The organism is Faecalicatena contorta (genome assembly GCF_001404335.1).
In the GTDB taxonomy this organism is placed as follows: Bacteria; Bacillota; Clostridia; order Lachnospirales; family Lachnospiraceae; genus Faecalicatena; species Faecalicatena contortus_B.
The window spans coordinates 21,064-37,895 of record NZ_CYZU01000053.1; the positions used below are offsets into that span (position 1 = coordinate 21,064).

20 protein-coding genes are annotated in these 16,832 nt (G+C 44.8%); 10 read left to right on the forward strand and 10 right to left on the reverse strand.

Annotated elements, in window-relative coordinates; translation table 11 throughout:
- Positions 1–6 precede the first annotated feature (6 nt).
- Positions 7–228, forward strand: coding sequence for a hypothetical protein (locus ARB69_RS20420; RefSeq protein WP_008689723.1), 222 nt, complete (start codon positions 7–9; stop codon positions 226–228).
- Between the two features lie 289 nt (positions 229–517).
- Entirely contained in the window at positions 518–2,224 is a 1,707-nt protein-coding gene (gene mobQ, locus ARB69_RS20425; protein ID WP_055154862.1) for a MobQ family relaxase, read from the forward strand.
- 63 nt (positions 2,225–2,287) lie between these two features.
- On the opposite strand, the gene ARB69_RS20430 is transcribed toward mobQ, so the two are convergent.
- From ARB69_RS20430 to pcrA, 4 genes are all read right to left on the reverse strand, one after another.
- Positions 2,288–2,518 (reverse strand): helix-turn-helix domain-containing protein, encoded by a 231-nt coding sequence (locus ARB69_RS20430; RefSeq protein ID WP_055154863.1) that lies wholly within the window; start codon positions 2,516–2,518, stop codon positions 2,288–2,290.
- Between the two features lie 444 nt (positions 2,519–2,962).
- Positions 2,963–4,606 (reverse strand): 23S rRNA (uracil(1939)-C(5))-methyltransferase RlmD, encoded by a 1,644-nt coding sequence (gene rlmD, locus ARB69_RS20440; RefSeq protein ID WP_055154877.1) that lies wholly within the window; start codon positions 4,604–4,606, stop codon positions 2,963–2,965.
- An 89-nt stretch (positions 4,607–4,695) separates the two neighbouring features.
- Positions 4,696–4,935, reverse strand: coding sequence for a hypothetical protein (locus tag ARB69_RS20445; RefSeq protein WP_025655409.1), 240 nt, complete (start codon positions 4,933–4,935; stop codon positions 4,696–4,698).
- A gap of 104 nt (positions 4,936–5,039) precedes the next feature.
- Complete coding sequence (gene pcrA / locus ARB69_RS20450) at positions 5,040–7,268, reverse strand: DNA helicase PcrA (protein WP_055154865.1); 2,229 nt, start codon at positions 7,266–7,268, stop codon at positions 5,040–5,042.
- Positions 7,269–7,597: 329 nt separating this feature from the next.
- On the opposite strand from pcrA, the gene aroE reads away from it, so the two are divergent.
- Complete coding sequence (gene aroE / locus ARB69_RS20455; RefSeq protein ID WP_055154866.1) at positions 7,598–8,458, forward strand: shikimate dehydrogenase; 861 nt, start codon at positions 7,598–7,600, stop codon at positions 8,456–8,458.
- 94 nt (positions 8,459–8,552) lie between these two features.
- The gene (locus ARB69_RS20460) at positions 8,553–9,164 is read left to right on the forward strand and encodes a DUF1836 domain-containing protein (RefSeq protein ID WP_055154867.1); all 612 of its coding nucleotides are present in this window, start codon (positions 8,553–8,555) and stop codon (positions 9,162–9,164) included.
- 11 nt (positions 9,165–9,175) lie between these two features.
- Here ARB69_RS20460 and ARB69_RS20465 read toward each other — a convergent pair whose 3' ends face one another.
- Positions 9,176–9,481 (reverse strand): YerC/YecD family TrpR-related protein, encoded by a 306-nt coding sequence (locus ARB69_RS20465; RefSeq protein ID WP_025655402.1) that lies wholly within the window; start codon positions 9,479–9,481, stop codon positions 9,176–9,178.
- A 361-nt stretch (positions 9,482–9,842) separates the two neighbouring features.
- On the reverse strand, positions 9,843–10,577 hold the full coding sequence (locus ARB69_RS20470) for a phosphatase (protein WP_055154868.1): 735 nt from the start codon (positions 10,575–10,577) through the stop codon (positions 9,843–9,845).
- 112 nt (positions 10,578–10,689) lie between these two features.
- On the opposite strand from ARB69_RS20470, the gene ARB69_RS20475 reads away from it, so the two are divergent.
- Both ARB69_RS20475 and ARB69_RS20480 read left to right on the forward strand, forming a co-directional pair.
- On the forward strand, positions 10,690–10,914 hold the full coding sequence (locus ARB69_RS20475; RefSeq protein ID WP_025655400.1) for a hypothetical protein: 225 nt from the start codon (positions 10,690–10,692) through the stop codon (positions 10,912–10,914).
- 188 nt (positions 10,915–11,102) lie between these two features.
- On the forward strand, positions 11,103–12,731 hold the full coding sequence (locus ARB69_RS20480; RefSeq protein ID WP_055154869.1) for a tripartite tricarboxylate transporter TctB family protein: 1,629 nt from the start codon (positions 11,103–11,105) through the stop codon (positions 12,729–12,731).
- Positions 12,732–12,904: 173 nt separating this feature from the next.
- On the opposite strand, the gene ARB69_RS20485 is transcribed toward ARB69_RS20480, so the two are convergent.
- Positions 12,905–13,918 (reverse strand): DUF7309 domain-containing protein, encoded by a 1,014-nt coding sequence (locus ARB69_RS20485; protein WP_050641259.1) that lies wholly within the window; start codon positions 13,916–13,918, stop codon positions 12,905–12,907.
- 189 nt (positions 13,919–14,107) lie between these two features.
- Here ARB69_RS20485 and ARB69_RS20490 point away from each other — a divergent pair, with 189 nt between their 5' ends.
- The 4 genes from ARB69_RS20490 to ARB69_RS26865 all read left to right on the forward strand — a co-directional run bounded on the left by ARB69_RS20490 (position 14,108) and on the right by ARB69_RS26865 (position 15,585).
- Positions 14,108–14,422 carry an ABC transporter substrate-binding protein gene (locus ARB69_RS20490; protein ID WP_055154870.1) on the forward strand — a complete coding sequence of 105 codons (315 nt, stop codon included), beginning with the start codon at positions 14,108–14,110 and terminating at the stop codon, positions 14,420–14,422.
- Between the two features lie 245 nt (positions 14,423–14,667).
- Complete coding sequence (locus tag ARB69_RS20495; protein WP_055154871.1) at positions 14,668–14,895, forward strand: helix-turn-helix domain-containing protein; 228 nt, start codon at positions 14,668–14,670, stop codon at positions 14,893–14,895.
- Positions 14,896–14,985: 90 nt separating this feature from the next.
- On the forward strand, positions 14,986–15,183 hold the full coding sequence (locus tag ARB69_RS20500; RefSeq protein ID WP_055154872.1) for a hypothetical protein: 198 nt from the start codon (positions 14,986–14,988) through the stop codon (positions 15,181–15,183).
- Positions 15,184–15,264: 81 nt separating this feature from the next.
- Complete coding sequence (locus ARB69_RS26865; RefSeq protein ID WP_157355702.1) at positions 15,265–15,585, forward strand: hypothetical protein; 321 nt, start codon at positions 15,265–15,267, stop codon at positions 15,583–15,585.
- Between the two features lie 17 nt (positions 15,586–15,602).
- On the opposite strand, the gene ARB69_RS20505 is transcribed toward ARB69_RS26865, so the two are convergent.
- Genes ARB69_RS20505 through ARB69_RS20515 form a run of 3 tightly spaced genes read right to left on the reverse strand, consistent with a single transcriptional unit; the run spans position 15,603 to position 16,832 of the window.
- Positions 15,603–16,358, reverse strand: a complete 756-nt coding sequence (locus tag ARB69_RS20505; RefSeq protein WP_055154873.1) for an N-acetylmuramoyl-L-alanine amidase family protein — start codon at positions 16,356–16,358, stop codon at positions 15,603–15,605.
- A 2-nt stretch (positions 16,359–16,360) separates the two neighbouring features.
- The gene (locus ARB69_RS20510; RefSeq protein WP_055154874.1) at positions 16,361–16,540 is read right to left on the reverse strand and encodes a hypothetical protein; all 180 of its coding nucleotides are present in this window, start codon (positions 16,538–16,540) and stop codon (positions 16,361–16,363) included.
- A 10-nt stretch (positions 16,541–16,550) separates the two neighbouring features.
- Positions 16,551–16,832 carry a phage holin family protein gene (locus ARB69_RS20515; protein WP_055154875.1) on the reverse strand — a complete coding sequence of 94 codons (282 nt, stop codon included), beginning with the start codon at positions 16,830–16,832 and terminating at the stop codon, positions 16,551–16,553.

The window sequence follows — 16,832 nt, forward strand, 5'->3', positions numbered from 1 at the left end:
GCCAATATGACAGATAAAAAAACACAAACAGAAATCAGAAAAGAATTATTACAGGCAAGACACAGAGCAGAGGAAGCACAGGCACGGAACCGTGTGAAAGAGCGAAATGCCCGGACACGCAGGCTGATTCAGGAGGGTGCCGTTTTGGAGAGCATCTTCCCGGAATTCCAGACAATGGAGCCGTCGCAGATCAGACAGGAATTGTTAAACCGTTTCAAAAGAATCTGACACTAGTTGACACCAGCAATTTCTCATCCCGAAGGGCGCACTTACTCACCACCCGATAAGTCGGGCGGTGGTAACCCCTCTGGGGCATGTGCGCTCTGCCGAGAGCCAGTCGTTTCCGTAAACGCAATCGACTGTACAGCCTGCCTGTTCTGTCCCTGCAATCCAGAATACTGCTCCTGCTAATTGTCAGTTACAGTCACGGATATTCCACCGCAGGCTGTCTGCAAAACCTGCCACCGGCAGCTTTTCGCAGTTATTTGTGCCTCATTATTCTGTATCAAAAGGAGGAATGCTTATCGCTATTTACCATTTAGAAGCCAAGATCATCAGCCGTGGAACGGGACGCTCTGTTGTAGCCGCCGCAGCTTACGCTTCCTGTTCACGGCTTTATAACGACTATGACGGTATTACCCACGACTACACCCGAAAACGGGGATGTCAGTATAGTGAAATCTTTTTATCCGATACCGCACCTGCCCAATGGAAAGACCGCCAGACTTTGTGGGACGCCGTGGAAACCGTTGAAAAAGCCAAGAACAGCCGTCTGGCAAGAGAACTGATTGTTGCACTCCCCATAGAATTGGAATTGTCTGACTGGAAGCAGATACTCCGGCAATTCATTCAGGAACAATGTACTTCCAAAGGAATGTGTACCGATGTCAGTATCCATGACACAGACGGTCACAATCCCCACGCTCATATCCTGCTGACCGTCAGACCATTGGATCAGGCCGGACACTGGCAGGCAAAAACACAGAAAGAATATCTCTGCCGCCGTGGTTCCGAAGAACAGGGATTTACTGCCGAGGAATTCCTGGCAGCAAAACAGGAGGGTTGGGAGAAACAATATCCGTATCAATCTGGAAAGAAAAAAAACTATTTAACGCCCTCTGAGGCGCAAAATCATCCAGACTATACCAGAACATCGAAATCCCCAAAAAGCACCCGATATGGACGCCAGAACCCTATTTCCGAAGCATGGAACAGCGAAGAACAACTTCTATGCTGGAGAAAAAGCTGGGAAGATGCGGTGAACCTTTCCCTGCAGCAACATTGTCTTTCGGCTCGTATTGACTGCAGGAGCAACGCAGACCGGGGACTGGATGAACAGCCCACCATCCACGAGGGCTATCATGCCCGTAATCTGGAAGCAATGGGAATCCCATCTACACGCTGTGCTTTAAACCGTCAGATCAAAGAAGACAACCGTTTGCTGAAAGAATTAAAAGTACAGGTTCAGAAACTTACGAAAGCCCTGAAAGAAAGCATTCCCGCCATTGCATCCGCCCTGGAATCCCTGAGAAGCCGTCTGGTAACACTCCAATATCATATTCTCCATGACACTTCACAGCAAAGTGCTATGTCAGAAGTATTAGATAAAGCTGTCCCGCTTGTAAAAGAATATAAATCTGTTCAGAACAAAATAGTAGTAAAAAGCTCAGAGAAAAAATCTTTACAGGCTGAAAAGAAACTCTGTAGTCCTCTGAAGTTTTTACAAATCCGGCAGTTCAATCAACAAATCTCTGCTCTTACAGAAGAAATCGAAGAGTTAAAAAGTCGGAAAGCATATCTGCTCTCCTGTTTTGATTGTCGCAGTGATTCCGATGTGAAAACGATCGAACACAAGATAGAAAAAATGCAGGATACACAGAAACGTCTGAAAGATCAGTTAATTTCTTTAGATAAACAAAAAGAAAAGGGTACTCTGAATTTTCTGGAAACCAAAGAAAAAATTTCACCGAAAGATATGGATGCTGTACTGGAAGAACGGGAAAAACTAAGACCGGAAAATATGCAGAAAGTGAAAGATCGTTTAGAGGGAACCTTCCAGTCAGCTTTCAGAAACGATACGCTACTAAGAGCGGAAAAGCTCATCAATTCTGAATTGCAGGAAACGGAATCCTTACACTCTGTCCTGCAAAGACTTCACCAAAAAGAATCTGCCTTAAACAGACAGCCCCGGACACCGAAACGCCACAAAGACTGGGAAAGATAATAAATCTCCCGGCACTACCGCTCACAAAAAAACAACTCAGATTTTTCGTATCTGGGTTGTTTTTTACTTCTCACTTTTCTTTCTGGGATAAGAACGTCTCTCATCCGTAAGTTCCAGCAAGTAATCAATACTGGTTTTATGAAATTCCGCTAATTTGATTAACACCGATGTTGGAATATCCACATCGCCACACTCATAATTACTGTATATACGCTGACTGCAATTTAATATCTCACCCATCTGTTTCTGAGTAAGATCAGCATCTTCTCTTAAATCTCTGATTCTCCGATACATAGCTTCCACCTCTTATCCTCATCATACATTAGCGGAATATTCGCTATTGAATTCTAGCGAGAAATTCGCTAGAATTACTATTACAAGGAGTGAGATGATTATGCACAAAAAACTCAGAAAACTATTATCTGCACTGGGCTATATTGGATTTTTCTGCGGATATTTTTATATCCTGTTCTGCAATTTGGTAGGTGGATTTTCAATGAGCGGAATAGAAACCCGGTGGGACACTTTAAAAATACTATTACTGTCTTTTATCATAGCTGCCGGATTTCCCGGAGTAATCTGTTATCAGCATCACCGAATTTATAAACTGTAAGAAGAACTTGATGCGCTCCATGATAGTTCCCAAAAAAGCCAAGAGGACAAAGAATAAAGTCCCCATATAAAGAAGCGATCAGAAAGCAACTTCTGACCGCTTCTATTGCTTCACATATATTCTTTTTATGAAACCATCTGAAAATGTTCCAATGCATCCCGAATAGCTCTTTCTTTTTCCGGTGGGCATTGTGGAACTTTCGGATTTTCTGATTTCGGAAGATTGTAATTGATTCCGACTTCTATTCCACACTTTCTTTTAATCTGTGAAATATATAGATTAGACACTTTTAACTGATATTTCTCTTTTACATATTTCTTGATTTCTTCGTAAGTAGCCTTTGTTTCTGCAGAGGTTGCGTCCAACTCATCTAAATTCAAGTCGACCTCTATCGTATCATCCGGAGTTTTTCTGGACAAAAGAACAACCGTCTCTACATGCACCGTCTCACAAAACTGATCCACCGCCACACACTTCTCCACCCGGTACCCCCGTCCCAATATCATCTCCAAATCCCGCACCAAACTAGTCGCCTTACAAGAAATATAAACAATCCGTTCCACCTGATAATCCAATATCTTAGGCAGTGCCTTAGGATGTATCCCATCCCGCGGAGGATCCAGCACAATCACATCCGGCTTCTCCTCAATCTCATCCAGCACCTTAAACACATCCCCCGCAATAAACCGGCAATTATCCAGCCCATTCCTCTCTGCATTTTCCCTGGCAGCCTCCACAGCCTCCTCAACAATCTCAACCCCAATCACCTGTTTTGCCACCGGAGCCAGCACCTGCCCAATCGTCCCCGTCCCGCTGAACAGATCAAAGACCGTCATATCCTGAATATCCCCGATATACTCCCGCACCGTCTCATAAAGCACCTCAGCACCTCTGGAATTAGGCTGGAAGAAAGAGAACGGAGTGATCTTGAATTCCATCCCCAATATCTTCTCATAAAAATAATCTTTCCCATAAAGAATCCGCGTCTCATCACTCTGCACCACATCGGAAAGCGAATCATTCAGAATATGAAGAATCCCCACAATCTCCCCTTCCAATTTCAACTCCAAAAGCCTCTCCACAAGCCCGCTTAAATCGTGTTCTTCCTGCGTCGTCGTCACCAGATTCACCAGAATCTCCCCGGTCGTATCCCCGCGTCTCAAAAGCAGATGCCTCAGATACCCAACATGCTGCATCTTCCTGTAATACCCCACATTCCGCTCTTTAAAATACTCCAGAACGCACAACAGAATCTGGTTCATATCCTCATGCACCAGCATGCAGTCTCCTGCTGTCAGCACATCATAAGTACTCCCTTTCTTGTGAAGCCCCAGCGACAGCGGGCCGTCCTTATACTCATCCCCAAAGGAAAACTCCATTTTATTTCGATACCGGAACTCCTTCGGACTGGCCTTAATCCCTTCATTGTCATAAGGATCCTTCACAACCGCATCCAGAAGCTCTTTCACCTGCCCGGCCTTCATTTTCAACTGTTCATCATACCCCATAGTCTGATACATACAGCCCCCGCATGCCGGGAAAATACTACATACCGGTTCCCGTGTCTCCAGGGGCGACTTTTCCAGAACCTCCAGCAGCCTGCCCTCCGCGTTCCCCTTTTTAAACTTATTCACCACAAACCGAATCTTCTGACCAGGTATCCCGTTTTTTACAGTGACATACCGTTCCTCTTCCGAGACCCACACCAGCCCCTTATTTGGAAACTCTACCTTTTCTATGATACCTTCAAATACTTGTCCTTTTTTCATCATCTTCTCCTGAATCATTCTATACATAAAAATGGACAGGGTGCAGTGTTCCCGCCACATCCTGTCCATGATTTAGTTCGGTTACCTGATTATACCTGGTCTTCCTCACTGAAATAGTCATCAAAGTCATCGTCAAAATCTTCTTCAAAGTCTTCCAGATAATCCGGTGTAAAGAAACGATATACTGCATATGCAATACCTGCTACAGCAGCTACGGCACCTACAATTGCCAGAACCCAGAGCACTGTATTTTTCTGCTTGTCGTCCTCTTTCTTACGCAGTAATTCATTTAATTTTGTCTCGGCAATTAATTCCTCTACTTTGCTCATATTTCCACGTCCTTTCCCCATCTTGTCGATACAGGTTTACTTTAGGTTATTATATCACTATCATTTTCAGATTACTACTTATTTATGCCAATTTTATATAAATTCTATATTTTTCTGAGCTTGGCAAATGAGGCAAACATTTTCTTTGTTCCCGCTGTGTCGAAATCTACTGTCACTTCAAAATCGCGGCCGCCTTCTGTGATATCCCTTACCAGCCCTTCGCCGAATTTCATATGGCGCACGCGGTCCCCAACGGTATAATCCAGGCTTTTTTCTTTTGTTACGGTAAACTGTTTCCCCACTTTTGCCGGGGCAAATGCCTTTGTCTTAAACAGCTGTTTTGCCTGCTGGTATGTATTTTGTGCCGGCGTTTCGTATGTTTCCCCGAAGTCCGCGCCTGTTTCCAGCAGTTCCTGCGGAATTTCTTTTAAAAACCGGGACATTTTATTAAACTGCGTTTCTCCGCGAATCATCCGCCTCCTGGCGCAGCTGACTGTCAGTTCTTTTTCCGCGCGCGTGATCCCAACATAGCAGAGCCTTCTTTCTTCTTCCAGTTCATCGATATCATCTGATGTAATCGTCATATAACTCGGAAACAGCCCATCTTCCATCCCTGCCAGATAGACATGGGGGAATTCCAGACCTTTGGCGCTGTGCAGTGTCATCAGCACCACATAATCCTGATTCTCATCCAGGCTGTCTATATCCGCCACCAGGGCCACCTCTTCCAGAAAGCCGCTGAGCGTAGGCTTCTCGTCCTGTTCAAGGCAGTTTTCCTCATAGGCTGCTATTTTACTTAGAAGCTCATCGATATTTTCAATACGCGACTGCGCATCTTCCTTATCCTCCGCTTCCAGATTTTCCACATATCCAGTCTTGTCAATGATCTCGTTCATTAAGTCAGAAATGCTGTCCACCCGGGCCCGTGTTTTAAAATATTCGATCAACGCCACAAATGACTCCAGCTTTGCCGTGCTCCGCCCGATATTGGGGATCAGATCCAAGCCCAGCAGCGCCTCATAGAATCCGATTTCACGCTCCAGGGCCGATTCCTGTACGCGGTTGATGGTTGTCAGGCCAATGCCCCGCTTCGGCACATTGATGATACGTCTGACAGCCAGGTCATCCTGCCCGTTATCAATCGTTTTCAAATAAGCCAGCAGGTCCTTAATCTCCCGCCTTGCGTAGAAATTGACACCGCCGACTATCTTATATGGTATGTTAGAGGAAACAAAACGTTCCTCAAACAGACGCGACTGTGCATTCATTCGATACAGGATTGCATGGTCGTTGTAAGTGGAGCCTTCTTCTTTCACATGTTTCCGGATATCCTCCGCAATAAACTCTGCCTCATCGTAACCCGTATCAAACTGGCGGCACTGGATCTTTTCGCCCTCTCCGTTGTCTGTCCAGAGCGTCTTTTCCTTTCTGCCGCAGTTGTTGCTGATCACTGCATTTGCAGCATTCAGTATATTAGACGTGGAGCGGTAATTCTGCTCCAGTTTGATCACTCTTGCATCCTGAAATTCCTGTTCAAAGTTCAAAATATTTTTAATATTAGCTCCGCGGAATTTGTAGATCGACTGGTCATCGTCACCGACTACGCAGAGGTTTTTATATTTTCCCGCAAGAAGGCTTACAAACTTAAACTGCACCGTATTGGTATCCTGGTACTCGTCCACCATGATATAGCGGAAACGCTCCTGATAATTCTCCAGTACGTCCGGCTGGGTCTGGAAAAGCTGTACTGTCTTCACAAGCAGGTCGTCAAAGTCCAGTGCATTATTGGCGCGCAGCTGTTTCTCATATTCCCGGTAAACCTTTGCGATCTTCTGTTTCCCGTAATCTCCCGCCGCATTAAGTTCATATTCTTCCGGAGTGACCAGCTCATCCTTGGCGGAAGAGATCGCTCCAAGGAGGCTTCTTTCCTTATAAACCTTGGTATCAATATCGATTAGTTTACAGACATCCTTCATCAGAGTCTTCTGATCGTCCGCATCATAGATTGTAAAATTATTGTCATATCCCAGCCGGTCGATATATCTCCGCAAAATTCTCACGCAGGTCGAATGGAAGGTGCTCACCCAGATGCTTTCTGAACCGAACCCCACCAGTTTGTCCACTCTCTCACGCATCTCGCCGGCCGCCTTGTTTGTAAAGGTGATGGCCAGTATATTCCAGGGATTTACGCCCTTTTCCTCGATCAGATAAGCAATCCGGTGTGTCAGGACCCGCGTTTTTCCCGAACCCGCACCGGCCAGTATCAGAAGCGGGCCATCCGTGCAGTATACCGCCTCTCTCTGCTGTTCATTCAATGTATCGTATATACTCATATGTATCTCCTGTCTGCTTTACATCTTATCTAAGAGATTATAATACAAAACAAGAGTTCTGTCACGCAAAAATAAGTTTTCCCTCTTCATTTTAACCTCTTTCCCAATCCATCCTTCGGTTTTCCGACATGCTTTGCAGCGGAACTGCCGCAGAACCTTTTCCTCCATTGAAGACTGCGGCTTAAAATGCTATACTATAATCTGTAGGTTTGCTGCAGACCCGCCCGCCAGGGCATATATTAAGGACAGTCCTTTGGGGTTCCTTTAAACTGCAGCTATACTGCATACCTGACACTTTCAGATTTTTTACAGAAAGGACGTGTTATTATATGAAAAAAAATTATAGAGCTGAACTTACCGGAGTTTTTGGGGATCCCGTGGACGGAAATCCGACCGGCGTCATGGAGGAGGCCGGATATGAGGCCCTGAATCTCAATTACCGATACATAACCATGCAGGTCAGGTCCGAAGATCTGGAGGCGGCTTTTCTCGGTGCAAAAGCAGTCAATATGAGAGGGGTGAATCTGACCATGCCACATAAGATCACGATTATCCCCTACCTTGACCAGCTGTCAGAGGCTGCCCGGATTATCGGCGCCGTCAATACCGTGATCAATAATAACGGAACCTGGATCGGGGAAAATACAGACGGGAAAGGCTTTGTCCTGGCCCTCAAAGATAAGGGTGTTTCCCCCGAGGGCAAGACAGTCACCATCCTTGGAGCCGGCGGGGCCGCCCGTGCCATTGCAGTAGAATGCGCCCTTGCCGGAGCCCAAAAGATCCTGATTATTAACCGTAATGAGGGAAGAGGCAGGGAACTGGCAGAACTGATTGCATCACAGACGGGCACTGATTCCGAGTACCTTCCCTGGACACCTGGCATGGATATTCCCGCAAAGACCCAGATTCTGATCCAGGGAACTTCCATTGGCCTCCATCCTAATGTGGAACAGAAACCAGATATAAACTACGAGAGTATCACTGAAAATATGATCGCATGCGATGTAGTTTTCAATCCGGTCATGCCGCTCTTTCTGAAAGAAGCGCAGACCCGTGGAGCCCAAATTATAACCGGGATCGGGATGCTGGTACGGCAGGGCGCTTTAAATTTTGAATTCTGGACCGGCATGCCCGCCCCCGTTGACGTTATGTATCAAACTTTGGAGAATGAATTCCGAGCAGTGGATTAACATAATAGTGCAAAATGAATTTATTCATTTTACTCTTAAAAATGCTTGCCATCTAGTATTGATTACTATATAATAAAGTCATTGAGGTGATAATATGACAATTAATACGAATGATATGCTGAACAGTATTTTAGAAAGTATCTCCCGCATTGATTATATTCATCCGGAAGACATCCCCAATATAGATTTATATATGGATCAGGTCACGACTTTCATGGATGCTCAGCTTGCATCGACAAAACGCTATCATGAGGATAAGATTCTCACAAAAACCATGATCAACAATTACGCCAAGAACAATCTCCTTCCTCCCCCTGTCAAGAAGAAGTACACGAAGGAGCATGTGCTTGTCTTGATTTTTATCTACTATTTTAAGAACATTCTTTCTATTAAAGATATAGAGACGCTGCTGAAGCCGATCACAGACAAGGCCTTCTCTGATGGGGAGACACTCGACATGACCGAGCTTTATGAAGCGATCTGTGCGATGGAAAAGGCCCAGATCAACCCGCTGCAGGAAGAGATCAGGGCGGCTTTTGAAAAAGCCGAGGAATCATTTCCTGACGCGGACGAGGATGACCGCAGTTATCTGCATCTGTTTTCTTTTATCTGCAGTCTCAGCTTTGATGTGTATGTCAAAAAACTGCTGATTGAAAAGATCATCGACGAACTGCCCCGTTCAGAAGGCAAACAGCCTAAAAAATAAAAGAAGGATGCTTACGCATCCTCTTTTTCGTTATTTCCAAGCCTTTCAAATACCATGTCGTATCCGTCATTCCCATAATTCAGTGAACGATTCACCCGGCTGATGGTTGCTGTGGAAGCCCCGGTTCTCTCTGCAATTTCCAGATAAGTCTTCTGTTCTCTCAGCATCTTCGCTACTTCAAAGCGCTGTGAGAGTGATAACAATTCATTGATGGTACAGATATCCTCAAAGAATGTATAACACTCTTCTTTGTTTTCCAGACTTAGTATGGCACTAAACAGATAATCTACCGCCTCTGTTCTTATCTTTTTACTCATACTACCGATCTCCTTTATCAGTCAAATGACTACCGTTACATTTTAGCACACTAAACTTGTAAAGTCTACCTTTTTATCACGTTTAATACAGTTTTAAGATTACACTCGGTAAAAGTTAAGACAGGTCTGTGCATTTACTGCGCAGACCGTACGAAAACATAGTGGTTGCAGGCATACAGGTCTTTGCTCCGCTTCGGTCCGTGCTAAACGTGCGCCACCGGCGCACAGCGCCCTTCGCCGCAGGCGAATTTAAATAGGCTGTATGCGTAACAGTTCAGGCATACCTGAACTGTTATTATGCGCGGCCCCAGGGCCGTGAATAGTAACTTACGCTCTGGTCTGACTGAATTGTCACAACCGTTTAAAGGCTTCCCTGAGAGCTATAACGGTTTAAGTAAGGCTTCAGCTTTTCAAAATCCGTGGTTACAATCAAATCTTCCGGGAAGTCACAGTATTTCAGGATGTCCAGTATATTTCGAAAATTTCCGGCATCCACATCTACATGTGCATCGCTTCCTGTTGTGACAGGAACACCGTACTGTTTACAAAGTTCCAGCAGCGTAAGCGTATTTTCCCGGGTTCCCTGGCGGAAACTCTGGGGGCGCAGGGATGCGTTGTTCAGCTCCAGCAGCGTCTTAGTCTCACCGGCCGCCTTCACCAGGGCCTCGTAATCTACGGGAAAACGCCCGTCATCCGGGTGCCCGATAATATTGATATAGGGTTTCTTCATCACTTCAATGTACGCCCTTGTATTTTCTTCTATACTGCGGCCCTTCCCATAGCAGGGCGGATGGATACTTGCTATTACAATATCCAGGTCCCGGCAGATGCTTTCCGGCAGATCCACGGTTCCATCCGGATCCATGATATTCAGCTCAGCTCCAAAGAGCATCTGCATTCCATTCATTTCCCTCGGGACAACATCCATATTCTGAAAATAAATGAAATTGCAGGTGCCCGGCATCTCGGGTGCATGTTCTGTTATTGCCAGCGCCTGAAGGCCCTTAGCAGCTCCTGCCGCCGCCATTTCCCGGATCGTGCTGTATGCATGGCCGCTGGCCAGCGTATGTGCGTGCGTATCTGCTACAAATTTCATATTCGTCCCCCTTTTCTTTTCACATTAATTTTTCCATACGTTTCTAAGTATACCATATTTCTTCCAGAATACAATTTTTACTTTCGTACATACTATCAATGAGGTGAATTTCATGTTAAATAATAAAGAAAATGAAAAAATCATTGATGATTATGATTATCTGTCAAATGCGGCATCAACTATGGATTGTACGGGCCTGATCCCCTCTCTCCCGATGTCTGACGCAGAACTGGAAGCCTATAATGATCTGTACCAGTATCAGCCCCCTGTTATCAAGGCCAAGTCATCCACACATGCCAATGCTTCAGAACAACCGCCTCACGATAACAATTACTAAATAGTATTTCCCGAAAAAACACCGCCATTCATACAATGGCGGTGTTTTCGTTACAGCCCAAATCATGTGTCCTGTAACGTGTTTTCGACATAAAACAGCAAGATATAGCATTTTTCCTTGTTCTTCCCCTGACAAAATGCTATAATAAAACCATTGTTAATCTACCTATGAAAGAGAGGAATGCATAAATGAGATGTCCGAAATGTGGTAAAGACGTTGAACTTCAGAACAAGCAAGTAGGCGTTGATGAGAATGGTAAACCTATCTTTAACGAATACGCAATCTGCAGAGACTGCAGAAAGCAATGGAATCTGGACAAACAAAGAGAAAAAAAAGCGGTGAATACCAGCGCTTCTGATCATACAAAAAATGCAACTGTTCCATCTGAATCCGGGAAAGCTTCTGTGAAAAAAGCAGCGCCCCAGGCAGCCGATAATAAAGTTCCGCAAAAGGCAAGACCGGCCAATGCACAGACAGCCGACGCTAAACCGTCCCAGGCCAAAAAGGCAGCGGTTCCGAATGCAAACCCGGCTGCACCGAAAAAAGACGGCACTCTTCAGGGTACAGCCGCAGCACCTTCAAAAAGGGCATCTTCTGACGGCGGACCGGTTTCCCAGACAAAGAGGCCTGCTTCTCCGGACGGGAAGACAAATGCTCCGGCCAGAAAACCCGCCTCTCCCGACGGGAAACCAGTCTCACCGGCAAAAAGGCCTGTTTCGCCCGACGGGAAACCTGCCGCTCCGACAAAAAGGCCCGCTTCTTCTGACGGAGCCACTGCTGCTCCTGCGAAAAAACCTGTTTCTCCTGACGGAAAACCTTCTGCCTCAGCGAAAAAACCTGCTTCTCCCGATGGGAAGCCTGTGCCTACATCAAAGAGGCCCGCAGCTCCTGATGACAAACCCGCTCCAGGGGGAAAGAAACCTGCTGCTGCGGACGGCAGACCAGCTGCTCCGGCAAAAAGACCTGTTTCGCCCGACGGCAGACCAGCTGCTCCGGCAAAGAGACCAGCTGCTCCCGACGGCAGACCCGGCGGCGCCGCAAAGAGACCTGCTGCTTCCGACGGCTCTCCCGCTGCTTCCGTGAAAAAGCAGTCCCCTGCTGGAGCCAGACCAGCGCAGAGAAGGCCTGCAGCTGCAGGCAGCACTGCTTCGTCCGGAAACAGCTCTCAGAAATACGGCAATATTCCTCCTGAAAAAATAAGAGCGAAAAAAGAACAGACAGTAAAACAGAGTTATGAAGATATGCTTTCCACAGATCCAAATCGGAAACCGGTGAAGAAAAAGAGGCCGGATTCTAATTTAGAGAGGCAGCCTGCTAAGAGACCCGCTGCAGCTTCTGCTGCCCGAACAGCGGTTTCGCAGCCGGAAAGAACCCCTGTGAATCAGGAAGAGCCTAAGCCCAAATTCAGAACACTGCGCATCATCTTTGGAATTATATCCATTGTGGCATTTGGATTTTTCGCATATAAAGGCTTCATGGCAGGATTGAATAATATATCGGCGGGCAGTAATGCTACCACCGGAACCATATATATTGTGCTTGCACTTTGCATGCTTGTATCCGGACTGCTTCTTCTGATTATGCAGAAAAAGCGCACGATATTCGCATTTGTGCTTCCTTTGATCTTCTATATCGGAAGCGCCGTTTTTGCCTTCCTGATGCGCGGAAACGATAAATGGCTTCTGTATGGCGCCATTGCCGGCGCTGTGCTGGCAGTTATCTTCCTTGTACTGACGATTACTTCCAGAAGAGGCGATGAAGAAGATTATGAGGATGAATACGATGATCCCTTTGAGGAGGATCACGATAATTATTAAAAAATCCTAGAAATGCTCCCATCCGGGCTGACAGACGGTATTCAACCGCACTCTGTTCTGCCCGGATGGGAGCATTTTATTTTAAGACCGCATAGCTTCTTTGCCTGCCGTTAATCTTGATTTTATTGATTCCTCTCTCTGCCTATGAAGATGGGAGAACCTTACTTATTTTCTTAAAGATGATCCTTCAGATCCTGGATGGCTTCGTCGATCTCAGCCATATCTCCGTTCGTCAGTTCGATACTGCATCTTTGGCAGATATCTGCAAGCGCAGAGTAGATTAAAGGATTTCTCGCCTTTATTGTCTTTATCCTGCCGTATTGCTGCGTGAAATCAATGAAGAAACTCAGGATAAAATCTATTTCCTCATCTTCCGGATCCAGCAGTTCCACGTTCAGGATCATTCCGCTTTCGCCGTCTACTACGAGAAACAGCAGCGGGTTAATCGGCCGGTCATATTCATTTTCTATGGTGCTGTTGTTCAGATAGAGAAAATCCATCTGTAACTCACCTTCCACGGAGGGACACTTTTGCAGCTTTTTTTTCAATATCTCATCGCTGAGTTCAATAATGCCAATCGCACTCTCCGGTTCATAGGGAAGGGCATGTATCTCGCTTTTCCATCTTTTCTCTTTTTTGTTGTAGATGCTCCAGAGATATTCTCCCTGCTCGTAATCCACCGGTATGTGGTTCTGCCGGTAATCCTCTAGGATAGCCAAAAGACCCTCGTAGACTCCAGTCAGTTCCTCAACCTCCTCTGCATCAGGAAGATATGGGGTATATCTCTTTTTAAAAGAGAGGAAAAAGAGCCATTGTCCTCTTCCGCGGAATTTCAGGCCCAGTTCTTTGATTATTTTTTTCTGCTTTGTCCCCACTTCCTCCCGGTCTCCCCAGTAGCAGGTCAGATTGTTCTGTTCATACATCGCATAATCCAGAGGAATCCCCCCTACATCAGCCATCGTGAGCATATCAAAATCCCGGAGTCCTTCTTCGCCTTTATAAACGCTTATCCCGCAGCAGACACCGCCGTGTCCCATGATACTGCAAAAGTAAGGAACTTTCTTCCCCTTTGGGCACACGATGATTAAATCCATGTCCCAAAAATCCTTCCAGGGCTCCAGAGCCTTTATTTTCCCTGCGGTTTCATACAGTTTTCCCCATGCAGTTAAATCAGCTTCTCTTCTCATATGTTTTCCTCTTTTTTGAATCATGCCTTTATTGCATCTGTTACTTTTATCATAGCAGAGGTTGCTGAAAATTGCTATCCTTCCGGCTAATATAAACCAATTTGCGGCTGTTGATGTTTCTGATCAGATACACCAATTTTGGTTTTTTTCATATAGTATAAGAGACCGAATTGTTACAGGAGGAATTTTATGAAAAAGCGGATACTTGCCGCAATGCTCGCAGCCGTTATGGTAATGGCGCTGCTGGCCGGCTGCGGTTCACAGAAAGAGGAAAAAGAAACATCCGGTAAAGCCACATCAAAAACACAAAAAGAGAATACCGAAACTGAAATGACCGATGTCACTTTGAATGAGGTAGCGCATTCGATTTTCTATGCGCCAATGTATGTAGCTATTGAAGAAGGGTATTTTGAGGAGGAAGGGATCAATCTGGATCTGGTGTGTGGTTTTGGTGCTAACAACTTAGTACAAAACAGTTTGATACTCATTTTAACTAAATCGTAATTTTAGTCAGTGCGATCTGGTCATTTCTGACCGGCCTACCAGTTTATATGCCGTATTGAGTATATTGTGCATCATATCCGTTATATTTTTTCATCTTCATTTCCTCCGTTTTTCTTTGTTTTCCTTATCTTGTAACTATATTACACCCTAATATCAGGGTATTGTCAATACATTATATCCTAATTTTAGAATATTTTTATTGACTTATCTTTACTATGTGGTAATATGAAGTTGGAGGTGATGATATGATAAAGTATAAAATAGATGTATTTGAAGCACTCAAGAAAAATGGATTTAATCAGACTAGGATTCAGCATGAGAATCTTCTCCCAAAACAAACTATTACTAATATAAAGGCTGGTAAGTCCATAACATTAGAAACCTTAAATAAGATATGCTTAATGAGCCGGTTGCAGCCAGGTGATATAATAGAGGTTACTGCAACAGATGAAGAAAAAATAAAATATTTTTAACACCTTATTGACTTTATCCTAATATTAGGGTATAATAAAGATAGTTAAGGAAGGCAAGTTTCTTACAGAAAAATTATTGGAGGTAATCATATGACAGACAGTGAAAAATTAGATTTGTTACTTGAAAAAGTGAGTGATATTGAAAGAAGAATGAAAGAGCTGAAACGCCAACAAATGAAAGATACCGCAGAACTAAAGGCAATGGACGAAATCATTTTTGATGAGGTTGAACGCGTACACGAAATACTAATTCGCAGAACAGACGCATTAGAGAAAAGAATCGGATAGGTGACAGGGAGGGCGGGCTTGCCACCGCTCCCCATCAATGAAATTATAACAATAAGACACAGATAAATCAAGGGTGAAAAAATGAAAAGTGAAATCGTAAAATATTATGAATCCTGTGGTTCTATACAGCAAACCAGAAAAGCATTCTCTATGAGCTGCCAAAAAGTACGAAAAATACTTATTACCGAAGGAGCTTTTGAGTCTGACACAAGCATAGCTGTTAACGATTTATACTCTAAGGGATTGTCTATTGACGATATATCCCGTAAGCTCAAACTTACAAAGACATGTGTATATAGCTACCTGCCGTACACTAAAGGAGAATATAATTCTCCATCACCCACAATAAATGCTGTAAGAATTAGAAAATGCAGGGAAAAGAAACAGACCCGGAATCCTTAAGATCCCGGGTTATAATTTTACTTCTGTGTCCTCTTAACCGCTGCCTGTAGCCTTGCATGCCACGGCGCCTTACTCTGCCAGCTAAAACATGGCATGTCCTTCCCATTATTTGCCTTGTAAATACTGTTCAGTACGGTCATTTCATCCTGGTGTGACAGCGGGTGGAATTCTCTCCCGTCAAAATAGATTACCGGCCCCTTGCCATCTACTGTGTAAAAACATTGCATAGTTGTTTCTCTCCCTTCGTTTTTGGTTTCTTTTTTGTCAGATGCTGCATTTTCTCCGTCTGTCAGACGGCTTTTAAAATCATTCCAGATGCTCTCATTCCCCGGCAGCCACCCAGCCCATCCAGGGCAGCTCTTACCACACACATCCCAGTGACGCACCACGCGTTCGGTTGGGATCTCGTATCTTTTCATCAGACTTTTTGTCAGACTTACCGCATTATCGATTGTCCGGTCAGAAATCTTCCCGCCTGAGGAACACATCTCAATGCTGATGGAATTGTAATTGGTACAGAGTCCAAACAGGCTCCCACCATAATCTACACCCACCGCCCAGGCTGAATCATTAAGTGATACAACTTCATACACGTCTGATTCATCAACAAATAAATGAGCCGATGCACCTCGTTTTGTATCCCGGAAGTAATTCGCGTTGTTTTTTGCGGTATCTGTCAGGTTGCCGGTATAATGCATTACGATATACAGTCTGCCGGAATTTCCCGGAGTGTAGTTGACCTGGGTATGATCAATCACATAGTTATATCCCATGATTACTCCTCCTGTCCTTCCAAGACACCCATTAATTTTTCGATTCCGACCATTCCAAAATCTTCTACCGCCTGCGGGGTAAATACCTCTTCTGTCAATACTTCTTTTTCTTCTGACATATTTTTGTCCCTCTCTTTCTTTGCCTTTAATGCACTTTCAAACTGCGCCCATCTGTCATACATATCTTCTTCCTCATTCGGTCTTACCGATCTGTTTAACTATCTGGTTTACATATGTACTCAGGCCAGCAACAAGTATCCCCTGCGTGATAGCTGTAAATACCGCCATAGCAATGTCTTTACTCCCCGCAAACTCTCCTGTTGCAAGCACCCATATAGCACAGAGCACAATGCTCACTCCGCCCAGGATCAGCGGGATATACTTGTCCTTTACCGCCTGGGCACTCTTGAGTCCCATACCGATAAAATACAGGGCGATTGCCACTACAATTAATTCTGGTTTTACATAATTCAT

Bases quoted from the DNA above. Each gene is read 5' to 3' on its own strand.
- ARB69_RS20420 (WP_008689723.1), top strand. From the start codon at position 7: ATGACAGATAAAAAAACACAAACAGAAATCAGAAAAGAATTATTACAG.
- ARB69_RS20490 (WP_055154870.1), top strand. From the start codon at position 14,108: ATGAAAAAGCGGATACTTGCCGCAATGCTCGCAGCCGTTATGGTAATG.
- aroE (WP_055154866.1), top strand. From the start codon at position 7,598: ATGAAAAAAAATTATAGAGCTGAACTTACCGGAGTTTTTGGGGATCCC.
- ARB69_RS20445 (WP_025655409.1), bottom strand. From the start codon at position 4,935: ATGAGCAAAGTAGAGGAATTAATTGCCGAGACAAAATTAAATGAATTA.
- mobQ (WP_055154862.1), top strand. From the start codon at position 518: ATGCTTATCGCTATTTACCATTTAGAAGCCAAGATCATCAGCCGTGGA.
- ARB69_RS20460 (WP_055154867.1), top strand. From the start codon at position 8,553: ATGACAATTAATACGAATGATATGCTGAACAGTATTTTAGAAAGTATC.
- ARB69_RS20515 (WP_055154875.1), bottom strand. From the start codon at position 16,832: ATGAATTATGTAAAACCAGAATTAATTGTAGTGGCAATCGCCCTGTAT.
- ARB69_RS20430 (WP_055154863.1), bottom strand. From the start codon at position 2,518: ATGTATCGGAGAATCAGAGATTTAAGAGAAGATGCTGATCTTACTCAG.
- ARB69_RS20500 (WP_055154872.1), top strand. From the start codon at position 14,986: ATGACAGACAGTGAAAAATTAGATTTGTTACTTGAAAAAGTGAGTGAT.
- ARB69_RS20475 (WP_025655400.1), top strand. From the start codon at position 10,690: ATGTTAAATAATAAAGAAAATGAAAAAATCATTGATGATTATGATTAT.
- ARB69_RS26865 (WP_157355702.1), top strand. From the start codon at position 15,265: ATGAAAAGTGAAATCGTAAAATATTATGAATCCTGTGGTTCTATACAG.
- ARB69_RS20505 (WP_055154873.1), bottom strand. From the start codon at position 16,358: ATGGGATATAACTATGTGATTGATCATACCCAGGTCAACTACACTCCG.
- ARB69_RS20495 (WP_055154871.1), top strand. From the start codon at position 14,668: ATGATAAAGTATAAAATAGATGTATTTGAAGCACTCAAGAAAAATGGA.
- ARB69_RS20480 (WP_055154869.1), top strand. From the start codon at position 11,103: ATGAGATGTCCGAAATGTGGTAAAGACGTTGAACTTCAGAACAAGCAA.
- ARB69_RS20465 (WP_025655402.1), bottom strand. From the start codon at position 9,481: ATGAGTAAAAAGATAAGAACAGAGGCGGTAGATTATCTGTTTAGTGCC.
- pcrA (WP_055154865.1), bottom strand. From the start codon at position 7,268: ATGAGTATATACGATACATTGAATGAACAGCAGAGAGAGGCGGTATAC.
- ARB69_RS20485 (WP_050641259.1), bottom strand. From the start codon at position 13,918: ATGAGAAGAGAAGCTGATTTAACTGCATGGGGAAAACTGTATGAAACC.
- ARB69_RS20470 (WP_055154868.1), bottom strand. From the start codon at position 10,577: ATGAAATTTGTAGCAGATACGCACGCACATACGCTGGCCAGCGGCCAT.
- ARB69_RS20510 (WP_055154874.1), bottom strand. From the start codon at position 16,540: ATGTATGACAGATGGGCGCAGTTTGAAAGTGCATTAAAGGCAAAGAAA.
- rlmD (WP_055154877.1), bottom strand. From the start codon at position 4,606: ATGAAAAAAGGACAAGTATTTGAAGGTATCATAGAAAAGGTAGAGTTT.